Here is a 13510-nt window from a genome sequence, read left to right as displayed (position 1 = left end):
GCCTTCGGGATCGCACGGGCCGGGAACGCCCCGCCTTTCTCCGTTTTCCAAATACCCTCGGGGGGTCCGGGGGGCGAAGCGCCCCCCGGCTTCCGCCGGGCCGCAAGGCCCGGCAGCTTCAGCCGATCAGCGCCTGATAGCCCGCCTCGTCCATGAAGCCGGACAGGTCGACCGAGGCCGGCTTGATGCGGAAGAACCAGGCCGCCATCGGGTCCTCGTTCACCGCGCCGGGCGCGTCGGGCAGCGCCTCGTTGACGGCGGTGATCACGCCGGCGACCGGGGCCACGATGTCCGAGGCGGCCTTGACCGATTCGATCACCACGATCTCCTCGCCCGCCTCGACCTCGCGCCCGACCTCGGGCAGCTCGATGAAGACGACATCGCCCAGCTGCTCGCTGGCATGGGCGGTGATGCCGACGACGATCTCGTCGCCGTCCTGTTTCAGCCATTCGTGGTCTTCGGTGTATTTCAGCATGCCTGGCCTCTCAGCGCTTGTAGCTCGGTTTGTGGAAGGGAAGCGGAGTAATCGTCACCGGAATGCGCTTGCCGCGCAATTCGGCCCAAAGGGTCGCGCCGGGGACAAGCCCGGCGGGCAGGACCGCCATGGCAACCGGCCCGCCGACCGAGGGGCCGAAGCCGCCCGAGCAGACCGTGCCGATCGCCGCGCAGCCCTCGGCCCCGTCGAAGATCTCGACCCCCTCGCGGATGGGCGCACGGCCCTCGGGGCGCAGGCCCATGCGGCTGCGGGCGGGGCCTTCGGCCAGTTCCTGCAGGATCGCCTCGGCGCCCGGGAAACCGCCCGCGCGCGCGCCGCCCGCACGGCGGACCTTGGGGATCGACCAGCCCAGCCCGGCCTCGCCCGGCAGGGTCGAGGCATCCATGTCATGGCCGTAAAGCGGCATCCCCGCCTCCAGCCGCAGGCTGTCGCGGGCGCCCAGCCCGACGGGCGCGACCTCGGGCTCGGCCAGCAGCGCCTCGGCCAGCGCGACCGCGCGGTCCCCGGGCACGGAAATCTCGAACCCGTCCTCGCCGGTATAGCCCGAGCGGCTGACCCAGAGCGTCGCGCCCTGCCAGTCGAACTCGGCCACGTCCATGAACTTCATCGCCTGGGCGCCGGGCACCAGCCGCGCCAGCACCGCCTCGGCCTCGGGGCCCTGCAGGGCCAGCAGCCCGCGATCCGTCACCGGCTCGACCGAGATGCCGGCGGCTTCCAGCCGGCGCAGATGGGCGATGTCCTGTTCGGCGCAGGCGGCGTTCACCACCAGCAACAGGTGGTCGCCCTTGTTGGCGATCATCAGGTCGTCGAGGATGCCGCCCACGTCATTGGTGAACAGGCCGTAACGCTGCCGACCCTCGGCCAGCCCGACGATATCGGCGGGCACCAGCCTCTCCAGCGCCTCGGCCGCGCCCGGGCCGCGCAGGATCACCTGGCCCATGTGGCTGACGTCGAACAGGCCGGCATGGGCGCGGGTGTGCAGGTGCTCGTTCAGCACGCCCATCGGATATTGCACCGGCATCTCCCAGCCGGCAAAGGGCACCATCTTCGCGCCGCGCGAAAGGTGCAGGTCGTATAGCATCGTGCGCCGAAGCTCGGCCATGGGCATCCCCTGTCTTGCGGACGGACCGATCCCGCCCGGTTAGATGCCCCCTCTGTCCCTACCCCGAAACGGGGGCGCCTGAGATCGTTATCCCTTCGGCGGACGGCATCTGCCGCCTCTCTCCAGAGCGTACATTGGAAAACGGTCCCTTTGCCTGAGAGATTCCCGGGGCGGTTGCTCCTTCGGCCCTGGCTTGCGCCAATGTCTCCCGATTTCCGACTTTTGTCGTAGCCGGGCCGCGGGGTTCTGGCAAGAGCCTTCCTGCGCCCGACGCGCCGACCGCCCGGCCGACCGGCCCGCCGCCGCGCCCTCAGATCGAGATGTTCGAGGCCCCGCCGTCCAGCAGGATGTTCTGCCCGACGATGAAGCGGGCATGCTGGCTGCACAGGAAGGCGCAGGTGGCGCCGAAATCCTCGGGCAGGCCGTAGCTGCGGGTCGGGATGGTCGCCTCGCGCCTGCGGCGGGCCTCGTCGACGCCGATGCCCTCGGCCTTGGCGACGCCGGAATCCAGGCTGTCCGCCCGGTCGGTGGCATGGATGCCGGGCAGCAGGTTGTTCACCACCACGCCATGCGGCGCGACCTGCCGCGACATGCCGGCGACAAAGCCGGTCAGCCCGGCGCGGGCGGTGTTCGACAGGCCCAGGATGGCGATGGGCGTGCGCACCGATTGCGAGGTGATGTTGACCACCCGGCCCCAGCCGCGCTCCATCATGCCCGGCACCAGCGCCTGCATCAGCGCGATGGCGGTCAGCATGTTGGCGTCGATGGCCTTGATGAAATCCTCGCGCGACCAGTCGGTCCAGCTGCCGGGCGGCGGGCCGCCGGCATTGTTGACCAGGATGTCGGCCTGCCCGCCCAGCGCGTCGAGCACGGCGGCGCGGCCTGCCTCGGTGGTGATGTCGGCGGCGACCGGCGTGACCGAAACGCCGTGTTTCGCCGCGATCTCCTCGGCCGTGGCCTGCAGCGCCTCGGCGCCGCGGGCGTTGATGACCAGATCGACCCCAGCCTCGGCCAGCGCCTCGGCGCAGCCCCGGCCCAGGCCCTTCGACGCGGCGCAGACAAGGCCCTTCTTGCCCCTGATCCCCAGATCCATGGCTTCCCTCCTGTTCAGCTTGCCGACAAGGAAGCGCGGGGCGGCCGGATTGTCCAGTTCAGAAACAGAGGATCTCGGCCTCGGCCTCGGCGCGGCGGAAATTGGCGATCATCTCGTTGACGGCGACGCCCTGCCGGAACATGCCGGCGCGCTCGCCGGCGGTCTGGCGCATGGCCAGCACCGTCTCGGCCTTGACGTAATCGTCATAGGGCAGGATTTCGGCGATCTGGTCGATGGCGCAGCTGCACCGCTCCAGCATCTCGCGGGTATGGCCGTTCGTCGCCATGCAGACGAAGACGTAATCGGCGCGCGCATTGGTCGGATAGTCGTTCACCGCCTGCGCCCCGGCCATGCCGGCCGAAAGCGTCAGGGCTGCCGTCAGGGTTGCCCGGATCATTTCAACACCATCTCGCTGTGATAGGCCGGCCGGCCGCCCGCCAGCGGGCCGGTTTCGGCCAGCATGCGCCGGATCGGCCGCTTCGGATCGCCCAGGGTGAAGCGCAGCTCAAGCGTGTCGAAGCCGAACATGCGCTCGCGGTTCTCGTCCTCGCGGAAGGGGGCGAAGACGGCGACGGTCGCCTCGCCCTCGCGCCGGACCTCGCCGCCCCGGAACAGCGCATCCTTCAGCCGGTTGCGGATATAGAACGGGCTGCCGCCGGTCAGCGCGACCATGTCCCGCGCCGTGGTTTCCAGAAAGAAGGTCAGCGCCGGATCGCCGCCCGAGACCGGGAAGGGCCCGATCCTGCGCTGGATGCGCTCGGTTTCCTCGGCCAGTTCCAGAACCGGCTGGCCGTCCGAGGGATCGGCAACCTGGCTGAGCGAGATCGTGCCCTCGCCCAGCGGGGTGAAGCCCTCGACCTCGGGCCCGGTCTGGCGCAGCGCCCAGACCAGCGGGCCCTGCGACAGGTCCCAGGGGCCGCGTTCGGCAAAGACCAGATCCCCCGCCTCGCCCGCCGCAAGCGGCGAAGCCAGCAATCCGATCACCGCCAAGCCGCGCAAGATCCTCATCCCGATCCTCCCTTTCCTGTTTGCGACCCTGCCCCCGCCGGGGTCGGGACGAAAGCCCGCCGGCGGCACTTTCGTGCTTTGGTCTTAGGCCAGCATCTGCTGCAGCATGGCCTGCAGATCCTCGGGACGGACCGGCTTTTCCAGCACCGGCACGCCCATCCGCTGGCTTGCGCCCAGTTCCGGCGCGCGGCGGGCCGAGACGACGATGGCCGGCACCGCCTGTCCCGCAGCCTCGCGCAGGGCGGCGATGGCCTCCAGCCCGGTATCACCGTTGTCGAGATTGTAATCGGCGATCACCACGTCCGGCGGCTCGTCGCCCATCTGCGCCAGCGCCTCGGCGATGCCGCCCGAGACGCGGGCGACCATGCCCAGCTTGTCCTGCAGCACCAGTTGCAGGGCGCGGCGCATGGCGTCGTCGTTCTCGACCACCAGAGCCACCCGGCCGCGCAGATACGGGCCATGACCGGCGCCCTCGGGCCGCGCCGGCTCGACCCCCGGCGCGACCAGCGGCAGGCTGACGCGGAACACGGTGCCGCGCCCCGGCTCGCTGTCCATGGCGATAGGATGGCCCAGCTTGGCGCAGGCGCGGCGCACGATCGACAGGCCCAGCCCCATGCCCGGCACGCCGCCGCCCTCGCGGCCGATGCGCTGGAACTCGTCGAAGATGCGGGCGCGGTCGGGCGCGGCGATGCCGATGCCGGTGTCGTAGATCTCCAGCCAGGCGCGCTCGCCGCGCTTGCGCACGCCCACCAGCACCCCGCCCCGGTCGGTATACTTGATCGCGTTCGAGACCAGGTTCTGCGCGATCCGCCGCAGGAATGTCGGGTCGCTTTCCACCGCGGCCGTGGTCGGCGCGAAGCTGAGCCGCAGCCCCTTGGCCTCGGCCATAGGCGCGTATTCGACGGCGAGGCGGCGGAACAGCTCGCCCAGATCGACGGGCTTGCGCTGGAACTCGATGCGCTGGCTGTCGAGGCGCGAGATGTCCAGCACCGCATGCATCAGCTCCTCGACCGATTCGAAGGCTCCCGACAGCCGGTCGGTCAGCTCGCGCTGCAAGGGGTCGAGCGGCGTGTCCTTCAGCGCCGAAAGGAACAGCTTGGCGGCCGAAAGCGGCTGCAGCAGGTCGTGGCTGGCGGCGCGCAGGAAGCGGGTCTTGGAGCGGTTCGCCTCCTCTGCCGAGGCGCGGGCCACGGCCAGCTCGCGGTTGCGCTCGGACAGGTCGGCCAGCGCCTGCTCCAGCTCGCGGGTGCGGACCTGCACCTCCTGCTCCAGCGCCACGGCGGCCTGGAACATCGACCAGGCCGAGCCGCGGCTTTCCTCCAGCCGGTCGATGCGCTCGACCAGCACATCGGCGATGCGCGTCAGCTTCTCGACCCGTCGGGCGGGGGGATCGTCGTCGCGCAGGAACATGGTTCAGCCGGGCTCGGGGGGCATCAGCGCCATGCCGACGAAGGTCTGGTTCACATGCATGCCGCTGTGCTGCTCGCCATAGGTGTTGAAGCCGGCGACGCGATAGCGCGCCAGCAATTCGGACATCTGCCCGTCCATGCCGGCGCGTTCCAGCGCCAGCCGCCGCAGCACGCAGTCGAAGCCCAGCACCATCAGCGGCGGGCGCGGCAAGGCGTCCAGCACCTCGGCAAAGCCGCGGGTCATGTCCATCGCCCGGCCCAGCGTCAGGATGTTGCCGGCCTCGATCCCGGACAGCAATTGCAGCCCGCCCTGGGGGGTGATGGCGCGAATGGCGCGGACATGGTGGCGCTTGCCGGTCCGCAAGAGCAGCGGGTGGCGGGCGAATTCCGTCGGCGTCAGCGCCTCGACCGGGATGCCGGCCAGCCGGGCGTATTCCTGCGCCGCCGGCTCGCCGTTCAGCTCCAGGATGACGCGGTTGTGCCGGTCGGCGGCCGTCACCACGGCGCGCCGGTCGGTCGGGCTGAAATGCGAGAACGAGACCTCGGCCGCCGCCAGATCGGTCTCGACCAGCAGGAACAGCGCCGCGCCGGGATGGGCGGCGCCGTCCACCATCTGGCAGGTCGGCTCGAAGCGCATGCCCTCGGCGCTGGAGCCGCCGACGATCGGCAGGCCGGGGATGGCCGCGTCCAGCGTCGCCGTCAGCACGTCCTCCTGCCGGGCCAGCGCATCGGCCAGAAGCACGCCGAAACTGGAGCGCCGCAGGTCGGGGCGGAAATCGGCGTGAAAGCGGCGCAGCGTGGCCATCCATTCCGACACCGGCACCAGCGCCTGGTCGCGCAGCACGCAGACGCCGACCCGGAAGCTGGCCGAGGGAAAGCCCAGCGCCGTCACCGTCCGGGCGCAATAGCCGCCGGGGCCGATCTCGCCCACCGAGGAACAGCCGACGACGCGGCAGCCCTGACCCAGCGCCTCGCGCAGCGCGGTGCCCAGGGCGGGCAGCCCCTCGGCCGGCATGCCGAACAGCAGCACCAGGGCCGGGTCCAGCGGCGCCATGGCCTCGGCGATGCGCCGGGCGGTGTCCTCGCCCTCGGCCGGGACCGAGACGGCGACGGGCGCCGGCGGCAGGACCGGCCGCGCCTGGGGCCGGACGCCGCCGGGCCAGGGCTCGGGCCGGGCTTCGGGCAAGGCGGGGCTCATGCCGGTTCGAACAGCCTCACGCTATTGGCCAGCAGCACCGCCTGGGTGCGGCGGCGGGCATTGATCTTGGACATGATCGCGGTGATGTGGGTCTTGACCGTCGCCTCGGCGATGGACAGCTCGTAGCTGATCTCCTTGTTGGCCTTGCCCTGGCAGATCAGCCGCAGGATCTTCATCTGCTGCGGCGTCAGGGTGGCGAAGCGGCGGGCCAGCTCGGCGCGGGCCGCGTCCTCCTCGCCGGCATGTTCGGGCTGGTAGCTGTCGGGCGTCACCCGCTCGCCCTCCCACATGCGGCGCAGGCTGTCGACCAGCGCCTCGCGGCCCAGCGACTTGCTGATATAGCCCTGCGCCCCCGCCGCCATCGCGGCCGAGATCATGGCGTTTTCCAGATCGGCCGAGATCATGGTGATCGGCACGTCCGGGATCTGCCGGCGCAGCGTCACCAGCCCCTCGGCCCCCTTGGCGTCGGGCAGGTTCAGGTCCAGGATCACCGCGTCCGGGGCGCCCTGGCTGCGGATCTGTTCCAGCGCGGCGGCAAGGCTGCGGGCGGTGCGCACGTTCCTGAGCCCGAAGCTGATCTTCAGCGTCAGGGCCAGCGCGTCGCACATCAGCGGATGGTCGTCCACGATCAGGATTTCGCGGACACGATCTGCGGAAAGCCTTGGCGATGCGGCGCGGTCTTGCGACTGCATTTCGGCTGAGGCCATCGTTCTCCTCCCAAAGAAACGACAGGGCCGGGGGTTTCGGCGCGCCGGCCTTTGCGCAACCATCTTAAGACCGCCGCCCGCCGGCGCAAGCCCGTTGGACCGGAAAACCGCGCCGCGGCTACGACTTCGGTTGTATTGGCCGCAAATCGGGCACATGTCACTTTCAGCTGGTCCAAGGGGGGAAATCACCATGCCATTCAGCCGCAGAATCACCCTGGTGGCCGCAGCCGCCGCGCTTGTCGGGCTGGCGCTGCCCGCCCATGCCCAGGGCGCCGACGAGCCCCCGGTGATCCGCATCGGCACGCTGGAGAACGGCACCGTCAACTGGGAGATCGAGACGATCCGCAAGCGCGGCCTCGACCAGGAGAACGGCTTCACGCTGCAGCCGCTGATCCTGGCCGGCAATCCCGCCACCCAGGTCGCCATGCAGGGCGGCGAGGTCGATACCATCGTCTCGGACTTCCTCTGGGTGGCGCAGCAGCGGGCGCGCGGCGCCGGTTTCCGCTTCCTGCCCTATTCGACCGCCGTGGGCGGCGTGATGGTGCGCGGCGACAGCCCGGCGCAGTCGCTCGCCGACCTGAAGGGCAAGAAGATCGGCATCGCCGGCGGGCCAGTCGACAAGAGCTGGCTGATCCTGCGCGCCTGGTCGCGCGAGAGGCTGGGCGAGGACCTCGCCGACGTGACGCAGCAGGTCTTCGGCGCACCGCCGATGATCCTGAACGCCGCCGAGACCGGCGAGGTCGATGCCGCGATCAACTTCTGGCATTTCCAGGCCAAGATGCAGGCGCGGGGCATGCGCGAGATCATGTCGGTCGAGACGGCGGCCAGCGATCTGGGGCTGGACCCCTCGACGCCGCTTCTGGGCTATGTGCTGCGCGACGACTGGATCGCGGCCAATCCGGCGCTGGCCGAAGGGCTGGCGCGCGCCTCGCGCACCGCCAAGGACCTGCTGGCCAAGGACGATGCCGCCTGGGAAGAGCTGCGCCCGATCATGGAGGCCGCCGACGATGCCGAATTCGAGGCGCTGAAGGCCGGCTGGCGCGCCGGCATCCCCGCCCATGGCCCGGTCGATGCCGAGAACGCGCAGCAGATGTTCGCCACCATGGCCGAGCTTGGCGGCGAGGAACTGACCGGCGGCGTCGCCACCCTGCCCGAGGGACTGTTCTGGTGGCCGGAGTAGCCCCGCATTGACCGGCACGCCCAAGCCCCCCTCGTCCCGCCCCGGCCTGGTGCCGGGGGTTCTGTCGATCCTGGCCATGCTGCTGCTGTGGACGCTGGCCTCGCAGCTGACCGACCGGCCGCAGACCCTGCCCGCGCCCTGGGATGTCGCGGCCCGCATCGCCCGGCTGAGCGCCAGCGGCGAACTGTGGTTCAACGCCGGCATGACGCTGTTCCGCGTCATCGCCAGCTTTGCCCTGGCCATGGCCGCGGGCATGGCGCTGGGCCTGTGGATGGGCCGCAGCCGCGGGGCGGACCAATGGTTCAATCCCGGGGTCATCATCCTTCTGAACGTGCCGGCGCTGGTGGTGATCGTGCTGTGCTACATCTGGATCGGGCTCAACGAGACCGCGGCGATCCTTGCCGTGGCGCTGAACAAGATCCCGGTGGTCACGGTGATGATCCGCGAGGGCACGCGGGCGCTGCGGCCCGACCTCGACGACATGGCCCGCGCCTTCCGCATGGCGCCGCTGGCGCGGCTGCGCCATGTCGTGCTGCCGCAGCTGGCGCCGCATATCGCCGCCGCGGCCCGGGCCGGCATCTCGCTGATCTGGAAGATCGTGCTGGTGGTCGAGTTTCTCGGCCGCTCGAACGGCGTCGGCTTCAAGATCCACCTGCTGTTCTCCAGCTTCGACGTGACCGGCGTGCTGGCCTGGGCGCTGGCCTTCGTCGCGGTCATGCTGGCCATCGACCTTTTCCTGCTGCGCCCGTGGGAGCGGCGCGCCAATCGCTGGAGGCAGGATGCGGCTTGAACTCGACGGCAAGTCCTTCGGCCCGCGCGAGGTGCTGGGGGCGCTGACGCTTTCGGTCGCGCGCGGCGAGCGGGTGGCGATCCTCGGCCCCTCGGGCATCGGGAAATCGACGCTGCTGCGCATCCTGGCCGGGCTGGACCGGGCCTATCGCGGCCGGCTTGACGGCGCCGACCGCCTCGCCGTGGTGTTCCAGGAGCCGGTGCTGCTGCCTTGGCGCGACGCGGTGGCGAACATCATCATCCCGACCGGCTGCGACGCGGCCACCGCGCGGGACTGGCTGGCGCAGGTCGGACTGGCCGGGCACGAGGCGAAGTTCCCCCGCCAGCTGTCGCTGGGCCAGCAGCGGCGGCTGGCGCTGGCCCGCGCCTTCGCCGCGGCCCCCGACATCCTGCTGATGGACGAACCCTTCGCCTCGCTGGATGCCGGGACGGCGGGCCGGATGCTGGCGCTGACCGATGCGCTGCTGACCCGCACCGGCGCCGGGCTGGTGCTGGTCACCCACGACCCGCGCGAGGCCGAGGCGCTGCACGCCCGGCCGCTGCTGCTGGCCGGCCAGCCGGCCCGACTTCAGACCCGGCTTCAGAAGGACTGATCCCAGACCCGGCCCTCGGTATCCTCGGCATGGACCGTGACCGGCCCCTCGCCCGGCGCATGGGCAAAGCGGAACACCGGGTCCTCCGAGATCGAGATCCCGGCCTCCATGGTGAACAGCGGCTCCTCGCCCCGCTTCACCTCCAGCACCTGGATGAACTCGGCCGGGATGGTGAGCAGCGTCACCTGATCGCGCTGCAGGCCCGAGAAATTCGGGTGCCGGATCATCAGCGTGCCGACCTGCCGCCCGTCCTCCTCGGCCGCGCGAAAGCGCATCTCGCCCATGGTGGCGCGCACCTCCTCCATGCTTTTCCCGGCCGGCGCCGCGCAGCCGCCCGAGGCTTTCACAAAGCGCCCGGCCATCACCTTGCGCCCGTCCGCCAGCGTGGCGATGGCGCGCAGGTCGGAATAGCTGTCCACCCGCACCCGCACCTCGAAATCCAGCGGCATCAGCGCCTCGCCGAAGGTGAACTCGGCCGCGACCGGCGCGGGATTGCCGTCCACCACCAGCGCCAGCGCGCGGATCGCGGGCGCGCCGGGCGGCTGGGTGATGCGCACCGGCACCAGCGCCGGATTGTCGGCACGCGGCGGCGCGTCCAGGTCGAAGATCGCCGGATCGACCGGCGGCTCCTCCTCGGTGCCGATCACCGCCAGCCGCATGTCGTCCCACAGGGCCGAGGGCTGCAGGGGATTGGCCACCTCGGCCGCCATCGCCGCCGGCGCAAGGACAAGGGCGGCAAGCAGGGCTGCCAGTCTCATGGTCGTTTCTCCCGTGTCATGCGGCGATAGACCAGCACGGTCGAATCGCTCGCCGCCTCGGCCTCGGCAGCGGCGCGCAGCCGGGCGTGCAGGTCCGAGCGCAAGCAGACCGGATCGGTCGCCCGCGCGTCGCCGGCAAGCGCCATGGCCTGGCAGCGGCAGCCGCCGAAATCGATCTCGCGCCGCTCGCAGGAAGCGCAGGGCTCGGGCATCCAGCCGGTGCCGCGAAAGGCGTTGAACGCCGCCCCGTCATGCCAGATCCGGGCCAGCGGCACGTCGCGCACGTTCTCGAAGGCCAGCCCCTTGATGGTCTGGGCGGCATGGCAGGGCAGCACGGTGCCGTCCGGGGCCACGTTCAGCCCGGTCGAGCCCCAGCCGCCCATGCAGCTTTTCGGAAAGGCCGACAGGTGGTCGGCGGGTACGTAGTCGATGACCATGCGGCCCCGCAGGCGCTGGCGGGCCCCGTCCACCACCGCGCGCGCGCGGCTCGCCTGCGCCTGGGTCGGCATCAGCGGCCGGCGGTTCAGGTCGGCCCAGCCGTGGAACTGCACGGTCGCGACCTCGATGCGCCGGCAGCCGAGCTGTTCGGCAAGGTCGATCATCTCGGGCAGGCGGTCGAGGTTCTGGCGATGCACCACCGCGTTCAGCGTCAGCGGAAAGCCGATGGCCCGCACCCATTCCGCGACCTGCATCTTGCGGGCGAAGCTGCCGCCATAGCCGCTGATCCAGTCGGCCATCTCGGCATCGATGCCCTGCAGCGACAGCTGGATGTGATCGACCGCGCCGTCCAGTTCGCGCAGCCGCGCCTCGGTCAGCCCGATGCCCGAGGTGATGAGGTTGACGTAAAGCCCGGCGTCGCGGGCCGAGGCGGCGATCTCGGCCAGGTCGCGGCGCGAGGCGGGCTCGCCGCCCGACAGATGCAGCTGCAAGACGCCCAGATCGGCGGCCTGCCGGAATACGTCGGCCCATTCCGCCGCCTTCAGCTCGGCGCTGGCGCGGGTCAGCTCGACCGGGTTCGAGCAATAGGGACAGGCCAGCGGGCAGCGATGCGTCAGCTCGGCCAGCATCGCCATGGGCAGGCCGACGCGGACCGGATTGCCGTCGATGTCGCGGGGAACGGGATGGTCTCTCATGCCGCATCCCCGTCCAGAAACACCATGCGCCGCTCCATCAGGTCGCGCAGGAAATCCTGCACATCGCCCTCGATCTGCTCGGGCGGCGCGTCGTAGCGGGCGCAAAGCGTCAGGATCACCTCGGCCAGGCTGCGCTTGCCGTCCAGCTCGGACAGGATGGCATGGCCCACCGGATCGAGCTGGATCACCCGCTCGGGCGCCAGCAGCACGCGCAGGCCGCGCACCCGGTCGTCCTGCAGCCGCACCCCGCGCGGCAGATAGGGCACCGCGGCACCGCTGATGCGCGGCCCGGTCATGAGGCCGCCGCCGCATCGGGGGCGGGGGCGGGGGTTGCTTCCGGACCCGGCTCGGGGATCGCCGAATCCAGCAGCCCCTCGCCCGGCCGCCAGGCGCCGGGGGGAATCCGCCCCTCGACATAGCCGTGCCAGAGCGCGTCGAGCTGCGCCCAGAGCACATCGGTCTTGAATACCAGCGCCGCCGCCGCCGCGTCCTGCTTTTCCAGCGTGTCGGCATGGTCCAGCACATAGGTCAGGCCGAACTCGACATCCTTCGGCGCCTCGCTCAGCCGGTTGCGGAAATAGGCGAGGCTGGTCTCGTCGGCGAAGTCGTAATGCTTCAGCAGCCCCTCGATGCGCTCGGCATGGATCTTGGGCGCGAACATCTCGGTCAGGCTGGCGGCCACGGCATCGAGCAGCGGCATGTCGCGCACGAAGCGGACATAGGCATCGACGGCGAAGCGCGTCGCCGGCATCACCCCCGCGCCGCTGGCGACGTAATCGGGATCAAGGCCCACGGCGCGGGCCAGGGCCAGCCAGCGCCGGATGCCGCCGCCCGCCTCGGCGCCGCCGTCGTGATCCTCGATGCGGTGGCGCCAGATGCGGCGCAGCTGCGGGTCCTCGACGCGCGACAGGAAGGCCGCGTCCTTCATCGGGATGCGCGACTGGTAATGCCAGCGGTTGATGACCCAGGCCCGCACCTCGTCCGGCGTGCATTGCCCGCCATGCAGGCGTTTGTGGAACGGGTGGCGGTCGTGATAGCGTTCGGCGCCGATGCGCTTCAGGCGTTCGTGGAACTCGGCGCGGGTCTGTGCGCGGTGGTCGGCAAGCTTCATGGCGCGATCTCCATGCCGTCATGGCCGATCTGCCAGCCCGCCGCCTGCGCCTCTGCGCGCTCGGGGCTGGCGGGATCGACCAGCGGGTTCGAATTGTTCAGATGCACATAGATGCGGGCGCCCAGGGGCACCGCGCGCAGCCCGTCCAGGCTGCCGCCGGGACCCGAGACCGGCACATGGCCCATGCGCCGCCCGGTCTTGGCGCCCAGCCCGGCGCGAACCATCTCGTCATCGGTCCAGAGCGTGCCGTCGAACAGCAGCGCATCCGCGCCCGAGATGCGGGCGCAAAGCCAGTCCGGGACCGAGGCGCAGCCGGGAATGTAGAACACCCGCCGACCGTTGGCGGCCAGCTCGACCCCCACGGTCTGCTCGCCCATCAGCCCAATCTCGACCCGCTCGCCTTCCAGATACAGCGGCACCTTGCCGGGCACCGCGAACAGCGTGGCGGTGAGGCCGGGGGCAAGGTCGAAGGCGGCGTCCAGCGCCACCTCGCGCCGGGCGACCAGGCGCGGGTCCAGCGCCGACAGCAGCGGATTGCCGGCCAGCACCGCATGGATGGCGGGCGTCGCGAACAGGTCGAAGCCCTGCCCCTCGCGCAGGGTCAACAGCCCCGCGACATGGTCGATGTCGCCATTCGTCACCAGCACCGACCGGATCGGAGAGCCGCGCAGCCCCTCGGGCCGCAGCGCCGGGGTGGCGACCAGCTGCTGGCGCAGGTCGGGCGAGGCGTTGACCAGCGCCCAGTCCCGGCCATTCGCGGAAACGGCGATCCCGCTCTGGCTCATCGCGGGAATGCGTCCTGCGCGCGCGGCGTCACAGTTGCGGCAACCGCAGTTCCACTGCGGCACGCCACCGCCTGCGCCGCTGCCGAGAATCACGATACGCATGGGAAAGGCTCCGGCAGGCCCGGCCCCCGGCAAACGGGGACCGGAC

Annotated in this window: 16 protein-coding genes and 1 riboswitch; of the genes, 3 read left to right on the top strand and 13 right to left on the bottom strand. The window is 71.0% G+C overall.

The annotated features are described in order from the left end of the window. Positions 1 to 118: 118 nt before the first annotated feature. The 8 genes from gcvH to LOS78_RS08825 all read right to left on the bottom strand — a co-directional run bounded on the left by gcvH (position 119) and on the right by LOS78_RS08825 (position 7013). The gene (gene gcvH, locus LOS78_RS08860) at positions 119 to 475 is read right to left on the bottom strand and encodes a glycine cleavage system protein GcvH (protein ID WP_084637895.1); all 357 of its coding nucleotides are present in this window, start codon (positions 473 to 475) and stop codon (positions 119 to 121) included. A 10-nt stretch (positions 476 to 485) separates the two neighbouring features. Next, on the bottom strand, positions 486 to 1598 hold the full coding sequence (gene gcvT, locus LOS78_RS08855) for a glycine cleavage system aminomethyltransferase GcvT (protein WP_230377982.1): 1113 nt from the start codon (positions 1596 to 1598) through the stop codon (positions 486 to 488). Positions 1599 to 1730: 132 nt separating this feature from the next. Further along, positions 1731 to 1819: riboswitch (glycine riboswitch) on the bottom strand. Positions 1820 to 1908: 89 nt separating this feature from the next. Next, a complete protein-coding gene (locus tag LOS78_RS08850; protein WP_028714127.1) occupies positions 1909 to 2691 on the bottom strand; it encodes an SDR family oxidoreductase in 783 nt (260 codons plus the stop codon). A 58-nt stretch (positions 2692 to 2749) separates the two neighbouring features. Continuing rightward, entirely contained in the window at positions 2750 to 3088 is a 339-nt protein-coding gene (locus tag LOS78_RS08845; protein WP_230377981.1) for a hypothetical protein, read from the bottom strand. Beyond that, on the bottom strand, positions 3085 to 3699 hold the full coding sequence (locus tag LOS78_RS08840; protein ID WP_028714129.1) for a hypothetical protein: 615 nt from the start codon (positions 3697 to 3699) through the stop codon (positions 3085 to 3087). The genes LOS78_RS08845 and LOS78_RS08840 overlap by 4 nt, the downstream gene beginning before the upstream one ends. Positions 3700 to 3783: 84 nt before the next feature. Beyond that, a complete protein-coding gene (locus tag LOS78_RS08835) occupies positions 3784 to 5109 on the bottom strand; it encodes a hybrid sensor histidine kinase/response regulator (RefSeq protein ID WP_028714130.1) in 1326 nt (441 codons plus the stop codon). A 3-nt stretch (positions 5110 to 5112) separates the two neighbouring features. Continuing rightward, positions 5113 to 6306: an FIST N-terminal domain-containing protein gene (locus LOS78_RS08830; RefSeq protein ID WP_028714131.1), complete on the bottom strand. Its 1194-nt coding sequence runs from the start codon at positions 6304 to 6306 to the stop codon at positions 5113 to 5115. After that, positions 6303 to 7013, bottom strand: a complete 711-nt coding sequence (locus tag LOS78_RS08825; protein WP_028714132.1) for a response regulator transcription factor — start codon at positions 7011 to 7013, stop codon at positions 6303 to 6305. Before LOS78_RS08825 ends, LOS78_RS08830 begins: the two co-directional genes overlap by 4 nt. A gap of 190 nt (positions 7014 to 7203) precedes the next feature. Here LOS78_RS08825 and LOS78_RS08820 point away from each other — a divergent pair, with 190 nt between their 5' ends. Genes LOS78_RS08820 through LOS78_RS08810 form a run of 3 tightly spaced genes read left to right on the top strand, consistent with a single transcriptional unit; the run spans position 7204 to position 9575 of the window. Next, positions 7204 to 8193, top strand: coding sequence for an ABC transporter substrate-binding protein (locus LOS78_RS08820; RefSeq protein ID WP_230377980.1), 990 nt, complete (start codon positions 7204 to 7206; stop codon positions 8191 to 8193). Positions 8194 to 8200: 7 nt separating this feature from the next. Beyond that, positions 8201 to 8983: an ABC transporter permease gene (locus tag LOS78_RS08815; RefSeq protein WP_230377979.1), complete on the top strand. Its 783-nt coding sequence runs from the start codon at positions 8201 to 8203 to the stop codon at positions 8981 to 8983. After that, positions 8973 to 9575 (top strand): ATP-binding cassette domain-containing protein, encoded by a 603-nt coding sequence (locus tag LOS78_RS08810; protein ID WP_036698510.1) that lies wholly within the window; start codon positions 8973 to 8975, stop codon positions 9573 to 9575. Before LOS78_RS08815 ends, LOS78_RS08810 begins: the two co-directional genes overlap by 11 nt. Here LOS78_RS08810 and LOS78_RS08805 read toward each other — a convergent pair. From LOS78_RS08805 to pqqB, 5 genes are read right to left on the bottom strand one after another with little or no spacing between them, the layout of a single operon-like run. Beyond that, entirely contained in the window at positions 9563 to 10333 is a 771-nt protein-coding gene (locus LOS78_RS08805) for a quinoprotein dehydrogenase-associated SoxYZ-like carrier (RefSeq protein ID WP_230377978.1), read from the bottom strand. The two genes, LOS78_RS08810 and LOS78_RS08805, sit on opposite strands and share 13 nt — an antisense overlap. Continuing rightward, positions 10330 to 11466, bottom strand: a complete 1137-nt coding sequence (gene pqqE, locus LOS78_RS08800) for a pyrroloquinoline quinone biosynthesis protein PqqE (RefSeq protein ID WP_230377977.1) — start codon at positions 11464 to 11466, stop codon at positions 10330 to 10332. Before pqqE ends, LOS78_RS08805 begins: the two co-directional genes overlap by 4 nt. Continuing rightward, positions 11463 to 11762: a pyrroloquinoline quinone biosynthesis peptide chaperone PqqD gene (gene pqqD, locus LOS78_RS08795; protein ID WP_028714138.1), complete on the bottom strand. Its 300-nt coding sequence runs from the start codon at positions 11760 to 11762 to the stop codon at positions 11463 to 11465. Before pqqD ends, pqqE begins: the two co-directional genes overlap by 4 nt. After that, positions 11759 to 12577 carry a pyrroloquinoline-quinone synthase PqqC gene (pqqC, locus tag LOS78_RS08790; RefSeq protein ID WP_051416327.1) on the bottom strand — a complete coding sequence of 273 codons (819 nt, stop codon included), beginning with the start codon at positions 12575 to 12577 and terminating at the stop codon, positions 11759 to 11761. Before pqqC ends, pqqD begins: the two co-directional genes overlap by 4 nt. Next, positions 12574 to 13464: a pyrroloquinoline quinone biosynthesis protein PqqB gene (gene pqqB / locus LOS78_RS08785; protein WP_230377976.1), complete on the bottom strand. Its 891-nt coding sequence runs from the start codon at positions 13462 to 13464 to the stop codon at positions 12574 to 12576. The genes pqqC and pqqB overlap by 4 nt, the downstream gene beginning before the upstream one ends. Positions 13465 to 13510 lie beyond the last annotated feature (46 nt).

This window comes from Paracoccus sp. MA, assembly GCF_020990385.1.
In the GTDB taxonomy this organism is placed as follows: Bacteria; Pseudomonadota; Alphaproteobacteria; order Rhodobacterales; family Rhodobacteraceae; genus Paracoccus.
The sequence above is the reverse complement of the archived record's forward strand: the minus strand, read 5'-3'. Positions and strand labels throughout refer to the sequence as shown.

Bases quoted from the DNA above. Each gene is read 5' to 3' on its own strand.
- gcvH (WP_084637895.1), bottom strand. From the start codon at position 475: ATGCTGAAATACACCGAAGACCACGAATGGCTGAAACAGGACGGCGAC.
- gcvT (WP_230377982.1), bottom strand. From the start codon at position 1,598: ATGGCCGAGCTTCGGCGCACGATGCTATACGACCTGCACCTTTCGCGC.
- LOS78_RS08850 (WP_028714127.1), bottom strand. From the start codon at position 2,691: ATGGATCTGGGGATCAGGGGCAAGAAGGGCCTTGTCTGCGCCGCGTCG.
- LOS78_RS08845 (WP_230377981.1), bottom strand. From the start codon at position 3,088: ATGATCCGGGCAACCCTGACGGCAGCCCTGACGCTTTCGGCCGGCATG.
- LOS78_RS08840 (WP_028714129.1), bottom strand. From the start codon at position 3,699: ATGAGGATCTTGCGCGGCTTGGCGGTGATCGGATTGCTGGCTTCGCCG.
- LOS78_RS08835 (WP_028714130.1), bottom strand. From the start codon at position 5,109: ATGTTCCTGCGCGACGACGATCCCCCCGCCCGACGGGTCGAGAAGCTG.
- LOS78_RS08830 (WP_028714131.1), bottom strand. From the start codon at position 6,306: ATGAGCCCCGCCTTGCCCGAAGCCCGGCCCGAGCCCTGGCCCGGCGGC.
- LOS78_RS08825 (WP_028714132.1), bottom strand. From the start codon at position 7,013: ATGGCCTCAGCCGAAATGCAGTCGCAAGACCGCGCCGCATCGCCAAGG.
- LOS78_RS08820 (WP_230377980.1), top strand. From the start codon at position 7,204: ATGCCATTCAGCCGCAGAATCACCCTGGTGGCCGCAGCCGCCGCGCTT.
- LOS78_RS08810 (WP_036698510.1), top strand. From the start codon at position 8,973: ATGCGGCTTGAACTCGACGGCAAGTCCTTCGGCCCGCGCGAGGTGCTG.
- LOS78_RS08805 (WP_230377978.1), bottom strand. From the start codon at position 10,333: ATGAGACTGGCAGCCCTGCTTGCCGCCCTTGTCCTTGCGCCGGCGGCG.
- pqqE (WP_230377977.1), bottom strand. From the start codon at position 11,466: ATGAGAGACCATCCCGTTCCCCGCGACATCGACGGCAATCCGGTCCGC.
- pqqD (WP_028714138.1), bottom strand. From the start codon at position 11,762: ATGACCGGGCCGCGCATCAGCGGTGCCGCGGTGCCCTATCTGCCGCGC.
- pqqC (WP_051416327.1), bottom strand. From the start codon at position 12,577: ATGAAGCTTGCCGACCACCGCGCACAGACCCGCGCCGAGTTCCACGAA.
- pqqB (WP_230377976.1), bottom strand. From the start codon at position 13,464: ATGCGTATCGTGATTCTCGGCAGCGGCGCAGGCGGTGGCGTGCCGCAG.